Below are 20,383 nucleotides of genomic sequence, written 5' to 3' on the forward strand. Positions count from 1 at the left end.
CCTGAGGGCCCCCGTCGGCAACTGCCGGCGGGGGCCCTCTGCGTAGGGTGGACCCACCCGAACGGACCAGTCGGGCCAAGCCCAGTGAAGGGACGCAACGTCATGGCGATCGAGGTCGGCACCAAGGCCCCGGACTTCGAGCTGAAGGACAACCACGGCCGCACCGTGAGCCTCGCCGAATTCCGCGGCGAGAAGAACGTGGTGCTCCTCTTCTATCCCTTCGCCTTCACCGGTGTGTGCACCGGCGAGCTGTGCGCGCTCCGTGACGAGCTGCCGCGGTTCGTCAACGACGACACCCAGCTGCTGGCCGTCTCCACCGACTCCATCCACACCCTGCGCGTCTTCGCCGAGCAGGAGGGGCTGGAGTACCCGTTGCTCTCGGACTTCTGGCCGCACGGCGAGACCTCGCGGGCGTACGAGATCTTCGACGAGGAGAAGGGGTGCGCGGTGCGTGGAACCTTCATCATCGACAAGGAGGGCGTGGTCCGCTGGACCGTCGTCAACTCCCTGCCCGAGGCGCGCGACCTGAACGACTACGTCAAGGCGCTCGACGCGCTCTGACGCGCGCCCTTCGACGCACGCCCCGATTCATCGGCCGACCCCTGCCCGAAAGGGTGTTTTCGATGGGAACCGGTCACTAGGATCCACTCGTTGATCCGATACATCACCGCACGACGGGGGCGCTGCCCCTGACAAACAATGGAGGGACTCGTGGGAGTCAGCCTCAGCAAGGGCGGCAACGTCTCGCTGACCAAGGCCGCGCCCAACCTGACCGCGGTCACCGTGGGCCTGGGCTGGGACGCACGCAGCACCACCGGCACCGACTTCGACCTCGACGCCAGCGCCCTGCTGACCAACGCCGAGGGCAAGGTCGCCAACGACGGCAACTTCGTCTTCTTCAACAACCTCAAGAGCCCCGACGGCTCCGTCGAGCACACCGGTGACAACCTCACGGGTGAGGGCGAGGGCGACGACGAGCAGATCAAGGTGAACCTCGCCTCGGTGCCCGCCGACGTCGACAAGATCGTGTTCCCGGTCTCGATCTACGAGGCCGAGAGCCGCCAGCAGTCCTTCGGCCAGGTGCGCAACGCCTTCATCCGCGTCGTCAACCAGGCCGACAACAACGAACTCGCGCGCTACGACCTGAGCGAGGACGCCTCGACCGAGACCGCCATGGTCTTCGGCGAGCTCTACCGCAACGGCGCGGAGTGGAAGTTCCGTGCCATCGGCCAGGGGTACGCCTCGGGTCTGCGCGGCATCGCGCAGGACTTCGGCGTGAACGTCTGAGCGAGCGGTTCATTCACTGTCCGGCGCCGCACCTTCCAGTGCGGCGCCGGACGCGCCTGCACCACCTTTGCTTCGTCACCTCGGGGAGGACCACAAACATGGGCGTCACGCTCGCCAAGGGAGGCAATGTCTCCCTCTCCAAGGCCGCACCGAACCTCACACAGGTGTTGGTCGGGCTCGGCTGGGACGCGCGCTCCACCACCGGAGCGCCCTTCGACCTCGACGCCAGTGCCTTGCTCTGCCAGTCCGGCCGGGTGCTCGGCGACGAGTGGTTCGTCTTCTACAACAACCTCAAGAGTCCTGACGGCTCCGTCGAGCACACCGGTGACAACCTCACGGGCGAGGGCGAGGGGGACGACGAATCGATTCTTGTGGACCTCTCCCGGGTGCCGGCCCATGTCGACAAGATCATCTTTCCGGTCTCCATCCATGAGGCCGACAACCGGGGCCAGACCTTCGGCCAGGTCGCCAACGCTTTCATCCGGGTGGTCAACCAGGCGGACAGCCAGGAGCTCGCGCGCTACGACCTGAGCGAGGACGCATCGACGGAGACCGCGATGATCTTCGGCGAGCTCTACCGCTACGGGGGCGAATGGAAGTTCAGGGCCGTGGGACAGGGGTACGCGTCGGGTCTGCGAGGCATCGCTCTAGACTTCGGGGTCAACGTTTCGTAAAGCCGCGCGTGGCGCGGGGGAGACCCGTACTTACACGATTGGGTACCAGTGGTTCTGAAAACCTTCGGCTGGTCGTTCGCGGTCACCGCGCTCGGCCTGGTCGCAGCGGTCTTGTTCGGCGGGTGGACCGCGTTGGGGGTCGTCGCGATCCTGTCCGTCCTCGAGATCTCGCTGTCCTTCGACAATGCGGTGGTCAACGCCGGAATCCTGAAGAAGATGAGCGCCTTCTGGCAGCGGATCTTCCTCACGGTCGGCGTGCTCATCGCCGTATTCGGCATGCGACTGGTCTTCCCCGTCGTGATCGTTGCCATCAGCGCCAAGATCGGCCCCATCGAGGCGGTCGACCTGGCGTTCAACGACGCTGAGCGCTACGAGCAGCTGGTCACCGACGCTCACCCGTCGATCGCCGCGTTCGGTGGCATGTTCCTGCTGATGATCTTCCTGGACTTCATCTTCGAGGACCGTGACATCAAGTGGCTCGGCTGGCTCGAGCGGCCGCTCGCCAAGCTCGGCAAGATCGACATGCTGTCGGTCTGCATCGCGCTGATCGCACTTCTCATCACGGCCATGACCTTCGCGACCCAGGCGCACCAGCACGCCGGCCATGCCGACAAGGCGGCGACGGTTCTGCTCTCCGGCGTCGCGGGTCTCATCACGTATCTGATCGTCGGCGGTCTCTCCGGGTACTTCGAGAACAAGCTCGAAGAGGACGAGGAGCGCGAGCACGAGGCCGAGGAGGAGGCCAAGAAGAGCGGCAAGCAGGTTTCTGCGGTCCAACTGGTCGGCAAGGCCGCGTTCTTCATGTTCCTGTACCTCGAGGTCCTGGACGCCTCGTTCTCCTTCGACGGTGTCATCGGCGCCTTCGCCATCACTAACGACATCGTGCTGATGGCGCTCGGCCTCGGTATCGGCGCCATGTATGTCCGGTCGCTCACGGTCTACCTGGTCCGCCAGGGCACCCTGGACGACTACGTCTACCTGGAGCACGGCGCGCACTACGCGATCGGCGCCCTCGCCATGATCCTCCTCGTGACCATCCAGTACCAGATCAGCGAGATCATCACCGGTCTCGTCGGCGTCGTGCTGATCGCCTGGTCCTTCTGGTCCTCGGTGCGCCGCAACCGGGCTCTCGCCGCCGAGGGCGGGGACAACTCGGACGAGAAGCAGGAAGTCACCTCCGGGGTGTGACCCGGCGGGGATTGAGGAACGCTCTGTGCGGGGCGGCTCCGAGGCACCGGCCTCGAAGCCGCCCCGCTGGGTTCATCGACGCATGTGGGGGTGGGGCATGGCCTTCTGGGACGGCCTGCGGGGCAGGTCACTGCAGTTCGACTCCGGCAGCGCAGCGACCAATTCGATCGAGCTGACCAAACGGCACCCGACGGTCTCGCTCACCAAGCAGGGCGCGGCCACCGGCAATCTGCGCGTCAACCTCTCCTGGAGGATGCGCACGTCCGACATCGAGGGCAGGTCCAAGCAGAGCGGCAGACTGCTGCGGCACCCCTTCAAACTCTTCCAGCCCGATGTGGTCCAGGCCCACACGCAGGGCGTGGTCAATGTGGACCTCGACCTGGGCTGTCTCTACGAGCTGACGGACGGCAGCAAGGGCGTGGTGCAGCCGCTCGGCAGCTTCTTCGGCAACATCAACGAGGCGCCCTATGTGAAGCTCAGCGGCGACGACCGATTCGGCTCCCCCTCGGGCGAGACGATCTACGTCAACCTCGACCACCGCGAGTCGATCAAGCGGTTGTTGTTCTTCGCGTACATCTACGACCAGACACCGGCCTTCGACCGTACGCACGCGCATGTGACCCTCTACCCGAGCAATGGTCCGCGGGTGGAGATAGAGCTCGACGAGCGCGCGCCGCAGGCCCGTTCGTGCGCGATCTTCTCCATGGAGAACGTGAAGGGGGAGCTGGTCGTGCGCCGCGAGGTGAAGTTCGTATACGGCTTCCAGGCGGAGCTGGACCGGCTGTACGGCTGGGGTCTGCAGTGGGGACGCGGCTACAAGAACCGCGTCTAGGCCGACCGATCAGGGGCGTACGAACTGGGGGCCCATGGGCGGCAGCCGGAAATTCGGGTCGGGCGCGGGCGCCGCCGCGGCGGCGGGCTGCGGATAGCCGTACGCCGGGGACGTGACCGGCTGGGTCACCGGCGGCTGAGGGTAACCGTACGAGGGCTGAGGGTAACCGTAGGCGGGCTGGGCGGCCGGGGGCTGCGCGGGCGGCGCGGGGTGCGGGTCGGTCCGGGGCTGAGGCTCGGGCTCGGCGGCCGGCTCGGAGGCCGCCTCCGCCTCGTCCACCGAAATGCCGAACGCCGTGGCCAGACCCACCAGTCCGCTCGGATATCCCTGCGCCACCGCGCGGAACTTCCAGCCCTCCCCGCGCCGGTACAGCTCGCCGCAGATGATCGCCGTCTCCAGGCCCGTCTCCGGCTTCACATCGAAGACGGCAAGCGGGTCGCTGTCGGCCAGGGCCGCGTCGTAGAGCAGTATCCGCAGATCGCGTACATGCTGGAAGGTGTCGCCGTCGGACGAGGCGGCGAGTACCACCTGGTCGACGGACGGGTCGAGGGAGGAGAGATCCGCCTCGACGGTGTCCGTCAGATGCTCCGCGACGCGTTTCTTGGACAGCCGCCGCACCAGGCCCGACGGATGGCGCGGCTGGTTGTAGAAGACGAAGTCCTCGTCGGAGCGCACACGCCCGTCGCTGCCGAGCAGCAGGGCTGAGGCGTCCACGTCGGGGACCCCGGCGCCCGGGGTCCAGCGCAGCACGGCCCGTACGGCCGTGGCATCGAGAGGAACGTTCGAGCCCTTCACCATCGCGTGCGTCATGTCCGTCATCCTGCCTTCCCGATGGCCGCCCGGACAACGCGGGGGCCCTTAGGGCGTGTTCGAAGGAGACCCCCTTGTCGTCAGGCCAGGACATGGGCATGGTGCAAGCGGGTTACCTGGAATTCATGGGCTTGGGGAACTCTTGACACATGGTCGTACGTACTATTACCGGCCACGCCAGTTGGGCCGCCAAGGCAGTACGGGGGAAATATATGCGTCACTTTGGGCAAATTTCGCCTACTGTGCGTGACAGTCTGTTCCATCAAGAGCCGTGTGAATTCAGCGCCGCCTCGCCCGCGCGCACCCTCGCGGCCGCGCTGGGCGCCACGCTCTACAGCCCCGCGACCCGGCCCAAGCTCGCGGACGACGTGCTCAAGCTGGCGGCTCGCGGTGTCGTCTCCATGGTGCTCTGCCTGGAGGATTCCATCGACGACGCGGAAGTCGCCGAGGCCGAGGAGAATCTGGTCCGGCAGTTCGCCGAACTCGACGCGTGCGGCGAAGAGCTGCCGCTGCTGTTCATCCGGGTCCGCGAACCCGGGCAGATCCCGGACCTCGTGGAGCGGCTCGGCCCCTCGGTCCGACGACTGTCCGGTTTTGTACTTCCCAAATTCACCGAAGAGCGGGGCGTTCCCTTCCTGGAAGCCCTCGCCGACGCGGAGACCGCGAGCGGACAGCGGCTTTTCGCGATGCCCGTCCTGGAGTCCCCGGAACTCCTCCACCTCGAAACCCGCACCGAGACGCTCACCGGCATCGCGGCGACCGTCGACAAATACCGCGAGCGGGTCCTGGCCCTGCGGCTCGGCGTCACCGACTTCTGCTCGGCGTACGGGCTGCGCAGATCGCCCGACATGACGGCGTACGACGTCCAGATCGTCGCCGCGGTCATCGCCGACGTGGTGAATGTCCTGGGGCGGGCTGACGGCACCGGCTTCACGGTGACCGGGCCCGTATGGGAGTACTTCCGGCTCCAGGAGCGCATGTTCAAGCCCCAGCTGCGCCGCAGCCCCTTCATGGAGGGCCGGGCCGAGGAGCTGCGTGCCACCCTGATCGAGCACGACCTGGACGGACTGCTCCGCGAGATCGAACTGGACCGGGCCAATGGCCTTCAGGGCAAGACCTGCATCCACCCCTCGCACGTCCTGCCCGTGCACGCGCTGTCGGTCGTCAGTCACGAAGAGTTCAGTGACGCGCAGGACATCCTGCGCCCGGAGCGCGGCGGCGGAGGCGTGATGCGTTCCGCTTACACGAACAAGATGAACGAAGTGAAGCCCCACCGGGCCTGGGCCGAGCGCACGCTGCTGCGCGCGGAGGTCTTCGGGGTGGCCAGGGAAGAGGTCGGCTTCGTGGAGCTGCTCACGGCCGGACTCTCCGGCTGACATGAAGAGGGAAGAGACTGTAAGCGTGGTGTGGTCGGGTGCATGGGTCGCTGAACGGCTGGGCGTCGGGCTGGTCGGAGACGCCGAGCTGAGCGCTCTGCTGGGACTGGCCCTGCGGCGCAATCCCAAGCGGGCGCATCTGCTCGTGTCGAACGTGCTGGGCAAGCATGTGCCGCAGTCGCCGTCGGTCGTGTACGACGCGGGGTACGGGCTCGGCGAGCAGGTCCGCAAGCTGCTCGGCGACGAGGAGGCGGCCCGCGCGGTCGTCCTCGGCTACGCGGAGACGGCGACGGGCCTGGGCCACTCGGTGGCGGACGGGGTGGCGCTCGCGCCGTATCTGCACTCCACGCGCCGCCCGGTTGACGGGGTCGAGCGGGCGGGCGGCTTCGAGGAGTCCCACTCGCACGCGACCTCGCACCTGCTGCTGCCCGAGGACCCGGCGCTGCTGGCCGGTGACGGACCGCTGATCCTGGTCGACGACGAGTTCTCGACGGGCAACACCGTGCTGAACACGATCCGGGATCTGCACGAGCGGTATCCGCGGGAGCGGTACGTGATCGTGGCGCTGGTCGACATGCGCTCGGAGGCGGACCGCGAGCGCTTCGACCGCTTCGCCGAGGAGATCGGCGCGAAGGTCGATCTGGTGGCCCTGGCCTCGGGGACGGTCCGGCTTCCGGAGGGAGTGCTGGAGAAGGGCCAGGCGCTGGTCGCGGAAATGGAGGCGCTCGCGCCGCGGACGGCGCCCGGCGCCGGTACCGAGGCCCTGACGCGGGCGGCATCCGGTGATGCTTTGCGAGGGGAGCTGGGGCCCGTGGCCCAGGCTGGGGCGATCGACGGCGCTCCCGGCGAGGCACTGGCCGGCGGCGCGGAGCCCGAGACGTGGGGCGCGTCCGGCGAGGCTGCCTCCGGCGGGGCAGGGTCCCCCGCCCATGCCCGGGTGGAGCTCGGCTGGCCGAGCGGCGTGCCCGATGGTGGGCGGCACGGGTTCACTGCCGTGCACCGCGCCGCGCTCGAAGCGGCCCTGCCCGCTATGGCCGGGCGAATAGCCGAGGCGGTAGGCGAGGCATCTCGCGTACTCGTCCTCGGCTTCGAGGAGTTGATGTACGCCCCGCTGCGCCTCGGCACCGCCCTTGAGCAGGCCCTCGACGCCGACGTCCGTTACTCGACCACCACCCGCTCACCCGTCCTCGCCGTCGACGACCCCGGCTACGCCATACGCACCCGGCTCGTGTTCCCGGCGCACGACGACCCTGCCGACGGTCCCGGCGAGCGGTACGCCTACAACGTCGCCGGCGCGGGTTTCGACGCCGTCGTCGCTGTTGTGGACTCGGCCGCCGACACGCCCCAACTGCACGCCCCCGACGGCCTGTTGGCCCAGCTCGCCGTGCACGTCCCGCACGTCGTCCTGGCCGTCGTACCGAGCTACGTACCCCAAGAACCCCAAGCACCCGAAGCTGCCGAAGCCCCCGAAAGGGCGTCCATGCTGCCCGAGCCCCTCCGCGGCCCCGCCTTCTCCTCCTACGCCCCGGACGAGGTCGGCTGGCTCCTCCAGGATCTGTCCGAGGTCGATCTCGAGGCCCCGACCGAGGAGCGCGAAGAGGCCATACAGAGCGGCGGCGCGCACTACGCCGAGTCGCTTCCCGTCGAGTACCAGCCCAGCGCCCAGTACCAGGAGCTGTTCAAGTCCGCCCTGGAGATGTCGGCGGCCCGTATCGCCCGCGCCGTCGGCACCGTCACCGAGACCGTCATCGCCGAGCGGTCCCCGCGCCCCGTGCTCGTGTCGCTGGCCCGAGCCGGCACCCCCGTCGGCGTGCTGATGCGCCGTTGGGCGCAGCACCGGCACGGCCTGGACCTGCCCCACTACGCCGTCTCCATCGTCCGCGGCCGCGGCATCGACGCCAACGCCCTGCGCTGGCTGCAGCAGCACCACGACCCGGCCGATGTCGTGTTCGTCGACGGCTGGACCGGCAAGGGCGCGATCACCCGCGAACTGGCCGATGCGCTGGAGGAGTTCGAAGGGTTCAACCCCGAGATCGCGGTTCTCGCCGACCCCGGCGGCTGCGTCCGCACCTACGGCACCCGCGAGGACTTCCTCATCCCCTCCGCCTGCCTCAACTCCACCGTCTCCGGCCTGATATCGCGTACGGTGCTGCGCGCCGATCTGGTCGGCCCCAACGACTTCCACGGCGCGAAGTTCTACCGCGAACTCGCCGGCAGCGATGTCTCGGAACACTTCCTGGACACCGTCGCCGCCCGCTTCGACGAGGTCGCCACCGCCGTCGACGCCGAGGTCAAGGAACTGCTCGCGGCGGACCGGGCACCCACCTGGGAGGGCTGGGCCGCCGTCGAGCGGATCAGCGAGGAGTACGGCATCCACGATGTGAACCTCGTCAAGCCGGGCGTCGGCGAGGCCACCCGCGTACTGCTGCGCCGCGTCCCCTGGAAGATCCTCGCCAAGCGTGGCGCGGGCGCGGACCTCGACCATGTCCGGCTGCTCGCCGAGCAGCGCGGCGTACCGGTCGAGGAGGTCGACGAACTCCCCTACACCTGTGTCGGGTTGATCCACCCCCAGTACACCCGCGGCGCCACGGGCGCGGACGGCAAGGCGGTGTCGGCGCTGTGAGCACGCCCGGGACCTCCCTGATCGCGAGCGATCTCGACCGCACCCTCATCTACTCCAGCGCCGCGCTCGAGCTGGGCATGCCGGACGCGGACGCGCCCCGTCTGCTCTGTGTCGAGGTGTACGGGAGCAAGCCGCTGTCGTACATCACGGAGACCGCCGCCGGGCTGCTCGACGAGCTGGCCCGTAGAGCCGTCTTCGTACCGACCACCACCCGCACCCGCGAGCAGTACCAGCGGATCCATCTCCCGGGCCCCGCCCCCGAGTTCGCGATCTGCGCCAACGGTGGACATCTGCTCGTCGACGGCGTCTCGGACACCGGCTGGCAGCGGCAGGTCGCCGGCCGGCTGGCCGACGAGTGCGCCTCGCTCGCCGAGGTCCGCGACCATCTCCTGGCGGCGGCCGACCCCGCCTGGCTGCTCAAGGAGCGGGTCGCGGAAGACCTGTTCGCGTATCTCGTCGTCGAGCGCACCCTGCTGCCCGAGGGCTGGGTGAAGGAGCTCTCCGAGTGGGCCGAGGGCCGCGGCTGGACCGTCTCGCTCCAGGGCCGCAAGATCTACGCGGTGCCGCAGCCGCTCACCAAGAGCGCTGCGGTGCGCGAAGTGGCCCGGCGCAGCGGCGCGGAGCAGATCCTCGCGGCCGGGGACTCGCTCCTCGACGCCGATCTGCTGCTCGCCGCGGACCGTGGCTGGCGCCCGGGCCACGGCGAGCTCGCCGACAGCGGCTGGAACGCCCCGAACGTCGAGGTTCTGTCCGAGACGGGGGTCGCGGCGGGCGAGGAGATCCTGCGCCGCTTCGGCGGCGCCGCGACTGCCTGAGCGCGCGGGGGTGGCCGCGCGGGGGTGATCGGAGGCGTCAGCCGCAGCAGCCGCCCCCGCAGCAGCCCCCTCCGCCGCCTGGGTTTCCGCCGCCGGGCGCGGGCGCGGACTTCGTACCGCCGACGGCGACGGCCGAGAGCAGCTTGACGGTGTCCTCGTGTCCGGCGGGGCAGTTCGCCGGGTCGGAGGACCGGGCCATCGGCCGGTTCACTTCAAAGGTGTCGCCGCAGCTGCGGCAGCTGTATTCGTAACGAGGCATGGCCTCAGGCTAGCTGCCCTGCCCCTTGTCCAGTGTCGGGCCCGGTCCTGGTTCGGCGGGGCGGGCGGGTTGTTCCTGGGCCTGGGTCGAGGCCGGGGCGTCGGCCTGGGCCGAGGACTGAGCCTGGGCCGCACGGTCGGGATGGCGGGCCTTCCAGTACGGGTTGTCGTGCGGCAGCGTCGAACTGACCCTGCCGTACATCCCGAAGAACATCAGCAGCACGCCGACCACAAAGCTGAACAGGACGTTCTGGATCTCGAAGGCGAGGGGGTTGAAGGTCGTGTCGATCAGCGCGAGGTTGATGAAGCCGCTGAGGATGAAGGCGATGCCGAGGACCATGTTGAGGGTCGAGGCGAAGTTCCCGCCGATGACCATGCCGACGAAGAGCAGCAGGCCGATGCAGATGGACAGCACGCTGAGCGCGCCGTTGGTGTTGAGGCCCGCGACGGTGTCGCCGTCGGTGTCGAAGAAGCCGACTTCGTCGATGAGCCCGAGAATCCCGAAGGCGAGCAGCACGAGCCCCATCAGCCCGGCGCCCACGCGGTAGACCTGGTTGAGCCGGTGGTCGACGGGGAGGTGCTCGTCGAGCAGGGGCGCGTTCCGGCTGGTTTTCGCGGTCCGGCTGGTTTTGGGGAGCGGTACGTGTGCGGCCATGTCCGGCCTCCTTTGGACGTACGTACTCCTAGGATCCGCCCGAGTGCGACAGCGTTCAATCGGTGGGTTCGGGGCCGGGCCGAAGGGAGGGCCTGGGCCAGGCCGCCGGGTGGACGTCGCTCAGGCGTGGCCCGCGCCGCGCTCGTCGCGGATCTGCTCGACCACACGTGCGGCCGTGTTCCGCACGGCCTCGGTCTCCATCAGAAAGTGCCAGTAGTCGGGGTGACGGTTCTCGAGCCCCGCGACGGCCCGCTCCAGCCGCCCCACGGCGTCGTCCAGCGGCCGCGCGTGCCGGGGATCGGGGGTGTTGCGCCCGGCCATGGCGAGGCGCTGCGCGTCGCGGATGGCGAAGCGGGTGCGCTCGATCTCCTGCTGCGGGTCCTTGGCCACGGCATTGAGCCGCTGCAGCCGGTCGCCTGCGGCAGATACGGCTTCGTCTGTGGTGTTCAGCAGCGCCCGTACCGTACTGAGCAGGGCCGTCGCATCCGCCCAGCGCTGCTCGTCGCGCGCCTTCGCCGCCTCCGTGAGCTTGTCCTCGGCCTGGCGGACGCTGATTGCCGCCTGCTCGGGGACGGGCTGCAGATCCTGCCAGCAGGCGGCGGAGAAGCGCCGCCGGAGCTCGCTGAGGACGGGCTCGACGGATCCGGCGCGGTTGGTGAGGGCCTGGGCGCGCGTACGCAGGGAGACGAGGCGTTTGTCGGTCTCGGCGGCGCGCTCGGGCAGCCGCTCGGCCTCGGCCCGTACTGCTTCGGCGTCGCGCAGGACCCGGTCGGCGCGCTGGAGGGTCTCGGCGACGCCGTGCCGGCCCGCGCCCTGATTGAGCATGGTCAGCTCAGGGGCGAGGGCCGCGAGTCGGGCCGCGAGATGATCTGCTCGCAGTCCGGAGCTCCGCACCGAATCGAGAGCATTGCTCGCGGAAAGGAGCGCCTGTCTCGCCCGCTCGACGGCGGGCGCGAGCCGGGCGAGCTGTGTCTCCGCCTTGTCGAGCAGTGGACCGAGCCCCTGGGCGAACCGGTCGAGATCGCCCTTGACCCGTACGAGCTCGTCCTTGGCCCGGTCCAGCTCCCCGCGGGCCCGCGTGGCGACCGAAGCTTCCAGATCGTCCCGGTCGAGATCGTGCGCGTCGACGGCGGTGATGTACCGATCGCTCGCCTCGTCGATCCGCTGCCCCAGCGCGGCGAAGTCGTCCACGGCCCGGCGAGCCCCCGGCGAACTGTCGACGGCACTGATCGTCTCGATCGAGATCCGCAGATCGCGCTGGGCGGTGTCCAGCTCGTAGAAGGCGGCGGCCGCGGCATCCTTCGCGGCCTGCGCATCGGCCCGGTGACTCTCACCCCGCCCGCCGAACCAGCGCCGCGTCCCCCCGCCGGCGAACGTGCCCGGCAGCGCCACGGCGATCAACGGCAGGGGCAACAGCACAAGCGCGAGGACGTCCCGGACGGCACTCGCTCGCGCCTGCGCTCTGGCGTGCGGCCGCGCGTGTGTCGCCGTCACATCCCTCTCCCGTGCTGTGTCGCCCTGCCCGGTTCATTCTCCCACCAGGTAAGGACGAACACACGGGCCGGTTAGTTCGCGCTTCGCACAGTGACTTTGCCGTTGTCGCTGCGCGCCTTCACGACGTGTGAGCTGCTGCTGTCGTTCGGCACGTCGACGTCCACGTCGCCGTTCTCGCTCTTGGCCGTCACGGCGTACGGAGCCCCCGAGCGCGGCAGCTCGATGAGGACCGACCCGTTGTCACTGACGGTCTCGACCCGCTCGGGCGCGGCAAGGAGCCCGAGCCTCACGTCCCCGTTCGCCGAGTCGACACTCACGGTCCGGGCCTTGACGCGCTCGGTGACGACGTTCCCGTTGTCGCTGTCGAGCTCCAGCGGCCCGCTGGAATCCCGTACCGTCACGGAACCGTTGTCGGACCGGATCGTCAGCGCGGTGTCGAACCCACTGGCGGTCACGCTCCCGTTGTCATCCTCAACGGTCACGGCGACGCCGCGGGGCACCTTTACGATGTGCCGCGCCTCGCAGTCACTGGCGACGGCATCGCACTTCACGCGGAGGGTGAGCTTCCCGTCCTCCATCTTCCAGGTGGCCTCGGGCCCGTTCCCGAGGAACACCCACCCGTCGACCTGCCGGGTCACCTGCACGTCCTTCACATCGGCGGGCTGCAGCTCGATGTCGGAGTCGTCACTGTCGATGGTGAGCGCCTTCCCGGCAAACGGAAACGCCCGCTTCTCGACGGGCGCCTCCCCGGCATCGGCACTCCCGCACCCGGTCAGCGAGAGGCCGAGGACCGTGGCGCCCCCGAACACAACGAGCGCCCGACGGCCGGCACGGCGGGCACGGCGGGTGCGGAGTGCGTCCATGGTGATCGTTTCCCCCAGGTCTGGTTCAGGCGGTATCGCCGATGTGATCTCACCGTATGAGCGGGGACAGGGGTGGAACGATCCGGGGGACCACCGAGTGCGGGGTGGGGATAGCCCCAGTAGCGGCCTGGTCACGGGGAACGGGTTTGCAGCGCGCCCCCATCTGCCATGTACGCTGTTGCCTCATCCACGGGTGCGTAGCTCAGGGGTAGAGCGCTGCTCTTACAAAGCAGATGTCGGCGGTTCGAAACCGTCCGCGCCCACCAGAAGGAAGCACGACGAAGGCCCAGGTCACCGGTAGCGAACCGGGAGCCTGGGCCTTATTCGTTCCTCCGCGACGGCGGCGGGGGAGGGGCGTCGTGCCACTTACGTGCCAGATGCTTCCTCGGGATCGTCAGCAGGGGAGTCGGCTGGCCGAACCTTCTTGATCAGCTCATCGACGTGAGCAGCGATCGCCTGATCCCGTCCGTTGACCAGGTGCTGATAGATCAGCGCGGCCCGAACCGACGAGTGCCCCATGCGCTGCATCAGCTCACGCGTCGTTGCGCCGCCGGTGGCAGCGAGGGTGTTGCCCGTGTGCCGGAGGTCGTGAAAGTGCACGTCGCCGAGTCCGGCCTTCTCGACAGCCCGGAGCCAGACGCGGCGGAAGTTGTTCCGGCGAAGCTGGCCTCCCCGTGCCCCGGTGAAGACTCGCCCCTTGGACTCGACTCGGTGTACAGGTCGAGATGCAAAGCCAGCTCAGCCGTCAGTGACGCCGGGAACGCGACGGTACGGACGCCAGCCGCGCTCTTGGGAGCCTTGATCAGCAGCCCGTCCGTCCGAGTCTCGGCGAGAGCGCGACGCACTGAGACGGTGCGCCGTTCGAGGTCGACGTCACGACGTTCGAGAGCGGCCAGCTCTCCGAAGCGCAGGCCGGTGAACGCAGCCAGGAGGATGAGCACACGAAATCTCGCGGGCACAGATTCGGCGAGCTGGAAGACCTCCGCAACTTCCAGGAACGGCCGTTCGGCGGTCTTCGCGGCGCCAGCGCCCTTGATGCGGCACGGATTCCGTTGAATCACGCCGTCGTCCACCGCCGTATTCATGATGGCTCGAAGGATCTGATAGGCCTTGGCCACAGTCGGCTCACCCACAGCCGCGGCCAGGAGCTCGGCGCGCCAACGTCGGATCTGGGGTGTCGTGATCTCACTCAGTACGGCGTGCTGGAAGGTGGGCAGGATGTGCAGACGCAGGGCGCTGCCGTTGCGTTCCCGAGTGGTGGCGGCGTAGTCCCGTTCCTTGAACCAGGCTTCGGCGTAGACACCGAACACGACCTTCTCGTCCGGATTTTGCCAGCGACCCTCGATGATCTCGGCTTCCTTGCGCACCAGCCAGCGATCAGCGTCGGTCTGGGAAGGGAAGGTCTCCGGCGCGGAACGCAACAGGCCGTCCGGACCCGGATACCGCGCCTGGAAGCGGCCGGACGGCAGCTTGCGCACCGCGCCGAACCGACGACGCTTGCCTTTCCGGTTCGCCATCAGGCCACCGCCCCGAAGCGACGGCGACTCGTGGTGATCGGCTGCACGGTGTTGGCCGCAACGAAGTCCGTCAACGCGCGCTCAGGGATGCGGACATGCCGCCCCACCTTCACGAAGGCGATCCGTCGTTCGGCAATCAGCCGCCGGGGAAAGCGAGCGGTTGTGCCGAGAAGCTGGGCGGCCTGCTCCACAGTGAGCAGTCGGTCAGTCATGCGGCCATGTCTCCTTCCGTGCTGTCGGGGGTGATGGAGGCGGCGAGCCATTCCTCGCCGCGGGTGAGTCCGGTTCCGGCGAAGGCCCAGTGCGCGAGGACGAGCGTCGTTTCGTCACTGTCCGAGTTGGCCGGCACGGGGTTTTCGTCACCGTGGGCGATGGCGGCTTGGAGGCGTCGCCATTCGGCGCGGGCGGTGCGGAGTGCGCCGAGGGTGGTGGAGTAGCGGCGGGTTTTGGTGGAGAAGTGGCCGCGGAAGCCGAGCATGTGGGCCCAGGCGCGCAGGCGGAGGTCTTCCAGGTCCTTGCGGGCGCCGAGGGTCCAGGCGGTGCGGATCAGTCGGCGTGCGTGCTCGGGGATGGACTTGCGGCCGAGTTCGGCGAGGAACTTGATGGGGCGGTCCAGGGTGCCGGTCGCGGTCTCTGCTCCTTTGGTGGCGTACTTGGCGATGTAGGCGGCGACGGCGCGTTCGGTCAGTTCGGTGGCGCCGTCGAAGTCGGCCGAGCGGATCGGGCGAATGTCGAGCTGGGTACCGAAGGCGAAGGTGTGGGCGCGGCCGTCGACGACGGGGCCGGGAACATCTGCGGCATCAGCGGCGGCGCGGATGGCGTCGGCGAGGAGTTCAGCGGTGGCCCAGGCCGGGGGTGCGGTGTCGCCGCCTTCGGGGCCGTCGAGTCGGATCACGGCATGGAAGTGGATCGCGCCGCGGCGCTGGTATTCGGCGACCTTGGCGAAGGAGACGCGGGCGTGATCGCGGAATTCGCGTTGGCTGAGTCCGGCGCGCTTGGCGACCTCGCGGCGGAGGTAGATGGAGAACCGGGCCCAGATCTTGGAGGCGTGCGCGTTCCACAGAACGGCTGCTTCGTAGTCGTACGTCTCGGGGTTGAGCGGGGTCCCCAGCTCGGGTGCGTCGTCTGGGTGCTGGATCCCGCAGCGGCAGCGGCCTTTGGTGGGGCGGTTGTGGACGGGGCCGAAGCTTGGGGCGGTGAAGGTGGCGAACACCCGCGGGTGGGTGGCGACTGCCTCGGGGGTGCCCTTGCCGCCGCGCAGGCCTGCGGTGATCAGTTGGTAGGTGTCGCGGCGGTAGGTCTCCGCGCAGGCGGCGCAGCGGGTGGCGCGCCGGTTGTTGCACCGGACCAGGAGGTTCCCTGCGGGCAGGTCGGAGGAGTTCAAGTGGTGGACGACGGGGCCGATCTCACCGGTCACGGTGTTCAGGGTGTGCTCTGTGCGCTGTCCGTCGAGGCGGATTGGGGTGGTGCAGCCGCCCAGGCCCCGCAGCTGCCGCATGAGGCCGGGCATGGTGCCGAGCGAGGCGAGGAAGGCGAGGTCGCCCACGGGCGGCGGCGCGGTCGTGGTCAAGGAAGGGTCCTCCTCTCAGAGGTCATCGGGGGATGCCGGGGCACCGGCCGTGGGAGCGGCGGGGTGCCCCGGCAGGGGTTCAGCGGTGGGGGCAGGTGTTGCGGTGGTCGATCCACTCGGCGACCAGGTCGCGGACGTTGTCATCGCCCTGGGCGCGGCCGGAGGTACCGCAGCAGCAGGCGTAGGAGCCGGTAGCGGGGTAGTCCCTGGCGGTTTGGCGACGTGCACGCCGGGGTGGTCGACGGTGGGTGAGAGGTCGGCTGGGGCCGTCATCGGCGGGCGAAGGCGGCGGCAGCAGCAGCGTCGAGGAGCTGGCGCAGGGGCGGGACGGTCCCGGTTCCCTGGCAGGTGCGGCAGTGCGCGGTGATGGTGCGCCGGTTGCCGTTGCGGTCGCGGCCGCCGAGGGTGACGGCGGCGGAGGCGAAGCCGTCGCAGCCGGGGCAGACACGAGCCGGGGCATGGCTGGGCTGGGGCATGATGTGAAGTCCTTCCGGTTGATGAAGTCGGGTAGGGGCTGGGCCGTCCGGGCGGCGGAGACTTGGCGGTTTCAGGGCCGCCCGGAGGGCCGGTCAGCGATGGCGCGGGTTGTTGACCATGGAGCGCAGGACCACGGCGCACACCGCGACGGATGCGGCGGTGACGGCGACGGCGAGCAGCAGCGAGACCAGGACCGCGCCGACCACGAGCACGACCGCGGCACCACCGCCGACGACGGCGAGTAATCCGGCCGGGCTGAGCCGCACCGCGGGCATGGCGCGAACCGGGGCGGGGTGCTGGCAGGCGCACGCGGCGGCTTGGTGCTGCTGCTCGATCGGAGCCGAATGGACGATCGGGGCGACGATTCCGGTCGGGGTGGGCATGGTCGGGATGCGTGGGCGGAGCATGGTGGATCTCCCTTCTGGATGGGTCACTTGGTGGTGCCGTTGACGACGTCGACGCCGGTCTGGGTGCCGGACTCGATGGCCGGGGCGAGGAAGGTGTCGGCGAGGAGGAAGCCGCCGAGGAGGAGCACGATGATCAGCCAGGTCGGCGGGCGCATGAGCTTGATCCCGAAGTAGCCGAAGACGGCGACCAAGACGATCAGCGGAAGTTCGACGTTCACGGCAGGGCCTTCCTGGGGGTCAGTGGACGCGGCAGCGGTGGGTACGGGCGGCGAGTTCAGCGGCGGATCGGGTGGTGAAGTCGGAGGACCAGCCGCAGTTGTCGTTGCTGCACACCGCGGCGTGCTTGGTGCGTCCGTGACGGTCGCGGTGGGTGCCGATCTGCACCGGGCCGATCCGGGTGATGGAGTGGAAGAAGTCGCGGGCAACCATCAGCGGTTCTCCTTGTCTGGTCAGGTGAGTTGGGCGGCGCTGGCGGCGGTGTAGGTCTCGACGGCGGCGGCGTAGGCACTCACGGCGGCCATCAGTTCCCGCGCGAACCTGAGGTGCTCAGCAGGGGCGAGGTCGTCGCGGGCGGCGAGCGCCAGCGCGGCGTGCGTGTCCTGCACCGCGAGGATCGGGGTGCGATTCGTGCCGTAGTCGTGGCACATGACGAACGGCTTCTCGGTCAGGTGGAAGCTGATCGAGGCGGCGATGTGGCTGGACATAAGACCTCCGTCAGACGAAGTGAGCGGCGAGCTGGTCGGCCATCGGGCCGGGCAGGCCGAGGCGGTCGCGCAGGGTGTCGGCGTCGATCGCGTGGCCGGTCGCGGTGCGGTAGGCATCGGCGAGCTTGCGGGCGTGGTCCACGAGCGCGGGCGGTACGTCAGCGGGCGGTGGTGCAGGCAAGGCCGGGACCGGCTCGGGAGCCTCGACCGCATCGAGCTCGGGTTCGAGTGCCGAATCGGCCGGCACACTCACGGGCTCCACCACCGGCAGAGGCCCAGGCTCCGTGTTCTCGCGGTCAGCGGGTGTGTGGACGAGGAGCGTTCCGCCGAGGAAGGCCAGGGCAGGCCACCCGGCGACCAGGATCCGCAGCCAGGCCGGGACGTTCGTCAGGTCGAGCAGTCCCGCGGTGGCGACGTTCGCCCCGAGAGACGCGGCGAGGGCGACGGCGAACCAGGTCCACGCCGAGCGGGTCGGCCCGCCAGCACTGCGCAGGATGCGTAGCCGTCGCCAGGCAGCGACGAGCAGCAGATCCACGGAGATCGGGTAGGCCCAGGCTTTCCAGCCGTCTTGTCCGGCAGCGGCGGCGATGTCGTGCAGGTGGGCGAAGGACAGGGCACCGGCGATCACGGCTTGCACGAGCACGGCATCCGGGCGGATCGAGCGGCTCACAGGTCTTCACCTCCTTGGGAGTTGAGGCCGGGCCCGGCGGGGCGCAGATGGCCTGCCGCCGGGCAGCGGCGGGGATCGTTTCGGGCATGGCTCGGGTAGGGACCTGGCGCGAGACGGTCACGCCGACCGGAGTGCGGGATGTGCTCAGGCCGTGGCGGGCTCGACCGCCGGGGCCGGGATCTCGACCGGCACCAGGGCGGGCAGCACCGGGCGGAAGGCATCCAGGCCATCCAGCGCGGGAGCGCGGTAAGCGTGCGCGGTGCAGGCGTTCACGGCCTGCCGCATCGAGGTGAACGGCGTACGGATGCGGACCCAGCCGCCCGTGGAGTCACCGGCCACCGCCATACCCGGGCGCTCGACCGGGATCTGTGTCGTGGCCAGCACGGCATCCGGGGAGATATCACCGAAGGCCATCTTGGCGGAGGCTTCGTCGTTGACCCGGTGCGAGATGCGGCCGGTGAGCTGGGCGCGGAGCATCGTGATGCCGTCCCCGAGCTCGGCGCCGAAGCGCTGCCCGCAGATCTCCACGTAGACCCCCGCCGCGCGGCCGAGCTGGACCAGGCGGACCAGGGCGGTGACGATCCGCTCGCGGCGCTTCTTCTCTGCGGTGTTGGAGAACAGCGCCAGCTCGGCGACCTCGTCGACCAGGAGGACGACGGGCACCGGCCGCAGGTGCTCGGGCAGGCCCCAGATGTCGGCGGTGATCTCCGCATCCGGGGTGTCCGCGCTGATCCGCTGCTCGCGCCGGATCACCTGATACGTCTCGGCCATCCGCTCTACCAGCGCTTCGAGCAGGTCGGCGGCATCGTCCGGGTTGTCGGCCAGGGCGGAGAACCGGCGGGCCAGCGGGGCGAGTTCGACGCCCTGTTTGCAGTCGATGCCGACCAGGGCGACGTGCCGGGCAGCGAGTTCCTTGACCAAGTGGCGCTGATAGACCGACTTCCCCGACTTCGTCGTGCCGAGGTTCAGCGAGTGCGGCACCTCCTGATAGTCGCGGTAGTGGACCTCTCCGTCTTCCCGCAGCGCGACCGGGATGCGCAGCCCTTCGCGCTCGACCTTCGCGGGCATCTGGACCTGCGCCAGGACGTCGTAGCCGGTCATGCGCAGCTCGACCACGCCCGACTTGACCTCACGCGAGGTGATGCCGTGCATGGAGAACGAGTGCCGCAGCCGGTCCGTGGAGGCCGTGAAGTCGAACGCGTCCTGACCGGGCCGCATCTTCAGCCGCAGCACCAGACCGGTACGCGTCGGCCGCATCCGCAGAATCCGCGGCACCCGGGACTCGGGAGCCGGGCGGCCCGTCATCCGGGCCAGGGCCAGCCGCAGCCGGGACGGAGGAACAGTGAGCCCGCACGCGTCCATGACCGAGGAGTACCGGAAGACCACCCGCAGCATCGCGAAGACGACCCCGAACGTGCGCCAGTACCAGGCCGGGCAGACCTTCCGCAGCACCAGCGCCGCAGCGGTGACGACCAGCGCTATGACGAGGAACCAGGTTCCCGACACGGCGCTCAGCCCTTGGCCGTGGACGGGGCGACCAGCGCGACCGCGCGGAACGCGATGCCGAACCGCTTCTCACCGTTGAACGTGTTCTCCCAGTCACGGGCCTTCAGGCCGACGACCTTGACCGGCATGCCGAGCGTGAGCCCCGCCGGAACACCCGTCTCCGGGATCGAGACGGTGTAGAGGTTGGCCTCGCCCTCATCCGCGATGGTCAGGCCGACCGTCATCATCTTCGCGCCGGTCTCCCGGTCGACGGCGACCTCTTCGGTCTGCTTGTTGATGATCTTCATCTTCGGCTCAACCGCAACGAACACGACGGCGGTCGAGGTGTCGATCTTGAACGATGACATGATGGAGGCTCCCTTGTAGGGGCGGAAGCGACGACTTGCTTGGCGGTAGGGCGTCGCTTCCTGCATTGAGTCGTTGGAGCCCTGTGGCAGCGCCGCAGGGCTTCTGCATTCCCAACTGGTGCGCACCAGTAGGTTGCATCTGGTGCGCACCAGCTGTCAAGCGATGTCGTCGTCTGGCTTTCTCAACTCGCCTTTCTGCGACGCTTCTAGAGAACCGCGCCGCTCAACGACCCGGTAGCCAACAGAGGTTCACTGCCGCACCGTTAACCCGACCTGTTAACCCCTGCCGACCTGCTGCGATGTGAGGCAT

Annotated in this window: 24 protein-coding genes, 1 tRNA gene and 1 pseudogene; 9 read left to right on the forward strand and 17 right to left on the reverse strand. The window is 69.2% G+C overall.

From position 1 onward, the window contains the following. Positions 1-102: 102 nt before the first annotated feature. The 5 genes from OHA61_RS27195 to OHA61_RS27215 all read left to right on the forward strand — a co-directional run bounded on the left by OHA61_RS27195 (position 103) and on the right by OHA61_RS27215 (position 3,981). Positions 103-561, forward strand: coding sequence for a peroxiredoxin (locus OHA61_RS27195; RefSeq protein ID WP_266476697.1), 459 nt, complete (start codon positions 103-105; stop codon positions 559-561). Positions 562-711: 150 nt separating this feature from the next. After that, positions 712-1,287: a TerD family protein gene (locus OHA61_RS27200; protein ID WP_142216883.1), complete on the forward strand. Its 576-nt coding sequence runs from the start codon at positions 712-714 to the stop codon at positions 1,285-1,287. A gap of 98 nt (positions 1,288-1,385) precedes the next feature. Beyond that, complete coding sequence (locus OHA61_RS27205; RefSeq protein WP_324981776.1) at positions 1,386-1,961, forward strand: TerD family protein; 576 nt, start codon at positions 1,386-1,388, stop codon at positions 1,959-1,961. Between the two features lie 48 nt (positions 1,962-2,009). Beyond that, the gene (locus OHA61_RS27210) at positions 2,010-3,149 is read left to right on the forward strand and encodes a DUF475 domain-containing protein (RefSeq protein WP_406305222.1); all 1,140 of its coding nucleotides are present in this window, start codon (positions 2,010-2,012) and stop codon (positions 3,147-3,149) included. A 97-nt stretch (positions 3,150-3,246) separates the two neighbouring features. After that, a complete protein-coding gene (locus tag OHA61_RS27215; protein WP_406305223.1) occupies positions 3,247-3,981 on the forward strand; it encodes a Tellurium resistance in 735 nt (244 codons plus the stop codon). A 9-nt stretch (positions 3,982-3,990) separates the two neighbouring features. On the opposite strand, the gene OHA61_RS27220 is transcribed toward OHA61_RS27215, so the two are convergent. Then, positions 3,991-4,800, reverse strand: coding sequence for a TerD family protein (locus OHA61_RS27220; protein WP_406305224.1), 810 nt, complete (start codon positions 4,798-4,800; stop codon positions 3,991-3,993). Positions 4,801-5,003: 203 nt separating this feature from the next. Here OHA61_RS27220 and OHA61_RS27225 point away from each other — a divergent pair, with 203 nt between their 5' ends. The 3 genes from OHA61_RS27225 to OHA61_RS27235 are packed head-to-tail and all read left to right on the forward strand — an operon-like array spanning position 5,004 to position 9,605. Beyond that, positions 5,004-6,167: an HpcH/HpaI aldolase/citrate lyase family protein gene (locus OHA61_RS27225; protein ID WP_406305225.1), complete on the forward strand. Its 1,164-nt coding sequence runs from the start codon at positions 5,004-5,006 to the stop codon at positions 6,165-6,167. A 1-nt stretch (position 6,168) separates the two neighbouring features. Further along, positions 6,169-8,790 carry a phosphoribosyltransferase gene (locus OHA61_RS27230; RefSeq protein WP_406305226.1) on the forward strand — a complete coding sequence of 874 codons (2,622 nt, stop codon included), beginning with the start codon at positions 6,169-6,171 and terminating at the stop codon, positions 8,788-8,790. Next, positions 8,787-9,605 (forward strand): HAD family hydrolase, encoded by an 819-nt coding sequence (locus tag OHA61_RS27235; protein ID WP_406305227.1) that lies wholly within the window; start codon positions 8,787-8,789, stop codon positions 9,603-9,605. Before OHA61_RS27230 ends, OHA61_RS27235 begins: the two co-directional genes overlap by 4 nt. A gap of 37 nt (positions 9,606-9,642) precedes the next feature. Here OHA61_RS27235 and OHA61_RS27240 read toward each other — a convergent pair whose 3' ends face one another. The 4 genes from OHA61_RS27240 to OHA61_RS27255 all read right to left on the reverse strand — a co-directional run bounded on the left by OHA61_RS27240 (position 9,643) and on the right by OHA61_RS27255 (position 12,875). Beyond that, a complete protein-coding gene (locus OHA61_RS27240) occupies positions 9,643-9,864 on the reverse strand; it encodes a zinc ribbon domain-containing protein (protein WP_406305228.1) in 222 nt (73 codons plus the stop codon). A gap of 9 nt (positions 9,865-9,873) precedes the next feature. Continuing rightward, entirely contained in the window at positions 9,874-10,518 is a 645-nt protein-coding gene (locus tag OHA61_RS27245) for a DUF4383 domain-containing protein (RefSeq protein WP_406305229.1), read from the reverse strand. Positions 10,519-10,638: 120 nt separating this feature from the next. Then, entirely contained in the window at positions 10,639-12,012 is a 1,374-nt protein-coding gene (locus tag OHA61_RS27250; protein ID WP_406305230.1) for a hypothetical protein, read from the reverse strand. 71 nt (positions 12,013-12,083) lie between these two features. Further along, a complete protein-coding gene (locus OHA61_RS27255) occupies positions 12,084-12,875 on the reverse strand; it encodes a DUF4097 family beta strand repeat-containing protein (RefSeq protein WP_406305231.1) in 792 nt (263 codons plus the stop codon). 191 nt (positions 12,876-13,066) lie between these two features. Here OHA61_RS27255 and OHA61_RS27260 point away from each other — a divergent pair. Then, positions 13,067-13,141 (forward strand) — tRNA-Val (locus OHA61_RS27260). Between the two features lie 100 nt (positions 13,142-13,241). On the opposite strand, the pseudogene OHA61_RS27265 reads toward OHA61_RS27260, so the two are convergent. The 12 genes and pseudogenes from OHA61_RS27265 to OHA61_RS27320 form a co-directional block, all read right to left on the reverse strand. Continuing rightward, positions 13,242-13,520, reverse strand: a pseudogene (locus tag OHA61_RS27265) (tyrosine-type recombinase/integrase); the annotation flags it as partial. Continuing rightward, positions 13,403-14,392 carry a tyrosine-type recombinase/integrase gene (locus OHA61_RS27270; protein ID WP_406305232.1) on the reverse strand — a complete coding sequence of 330 codons (990 nt, stop codon included), beginning with the start codon at positions 14,390-14,392 and terminating at the stop codon, positions 13,403-13,405. The gene OHA61_RS27270 and the pseudogene OHA61_RS27265, both read right to left, overlap by 118 nt. Further along, positions 14,392-14,604, reverse strand: coding sequence for an excisionase family DNA-binding protein (locus OHA61_RS27275; RefSeq protein WP_406305233.1), 213 nt, complete (start codon positions 14,602-14,604; stop codon positions 14,392-14,394). Before OHA61_RS27275 ends, OHA61_RS27270 begins: the two co-directional genes overlap by 1 nt. Continuing rightward, positions 14,601-15,902 (reverse strand): replication initiator, encoded by a 1,302-nt coding sequence (locus OHA61_RS27280; protein WP_406307481.1) that lies wholly within the window; start codon positions 15,900-15,902, stop codon positions 14,601-14,603. Before OHA61_RS27280 ends, OHA61_RS27275 begins: the two co-directional genes overlap by 4 nt. Positions 15,903-16,231: 329 nt before the next feature. Continuing rightward, complete coding sequence (locus OHA61_RS27285; protein ID WP_406305234.1) at positions 16,232-16,438, reverse strand: hypothetical protein; 207 nt, start codon at positions 16,436-16,438, stop codon at positions 16,232-16,234. Positions 16,439-16,531: 93 nt separating this feature from the next. Next, the gene (locus tag OHA61_RS27290; protein ID WP_406305235.1) at positions 16,532-16,846 is read right to left on the reverse strand and encodes a SpdD-like protein; all 315 of its coding nucleotides are present in this window, start codon (positions 16,844-16,846) and stop codon (positions 16,532-16,534) included. 23 nt (positions 16,847-16,869) lie between these two features. After that, positions 16,870-17,064 (reverse strand): hypothetical protein, encoded by a 195-nt coding sequence (locus OHA61_RS27295; RefSeq protein WP_406305236.1) that lies wholly within the window; start codon positions 17,062-17,064, stop codon positions 16,870-16,872. Positions 17,065-17,083: 19 nt separating this feature from the next. After that, a complete protein-coding gene (locus tag OHA61_RS27300) occupies positions 17,084-17,275 on the reverse strand; it encodes a mobile element transfer protein (RefSeq protein ID WP_406305237.1) in 192 nt (63 codons plus the stop codon). Between the two features lie 20 nt (positions 17,276-17,295). Beyond that, entirely contained in the window at positions 17,296-17,550 is a 255-nt protein-coding gene (locus OHA61_RS27305) for a hypothetical protein (RefSeq protein ID WP_406305238.1), read from the reverse strand. A gap of 10 nt (positions 17,551-17,560) precedes the next feature. Then, the gene (locus OHA61_RS27310) at positions 17,561-18,220 is read right to left on the reverse strand and encodes a DUF2637 domain-containing protein (RefSeq protein WP_406305239.1); all 660 of its coding nucleotides are present in this window, start codon (positions 18,218-18,220) and stop codon (positions 17,561-17,563) included. A 144-nt stretch (positions 18,221-18,364) separates the two neighbouring features. Continuing rightward, the gene (locus OHA61_RS27315) at positions 18,365-19,726 is read right to left on the reverse strand and encodes an FtsK/SpoIIIE domain-containing protein (protein ID WP_406305240.1); all 1,362 of its coding nucleotides are present in this window, start codon (positions 19,724-19,726) and stop codon (positions 18,365-18,367) included. A 5-nt stretch (positions 19,727-19,731) separates the two neighbouring features. Continuing rightward, a complete protein-coding gene (locus OHA61_RS27320; protein WP_406305241.1) occupies positions 19,732-20,073 on the reverse strand; it encodes a hypothetical protein in 342 nt (113 codons plus the stop codon). Between the last annotated feature and the right edge of the window lie 310 nt (positions 20,074-20,383).

It is taken from the genome of Streptomyces sp. NBC_00885 (assembly GCF_045207475.1).
GTDB lineage: Bacteria > Actinomycetota > Actinomycetes > Streptomycetales > Streptomycetaceae > Streptomyces.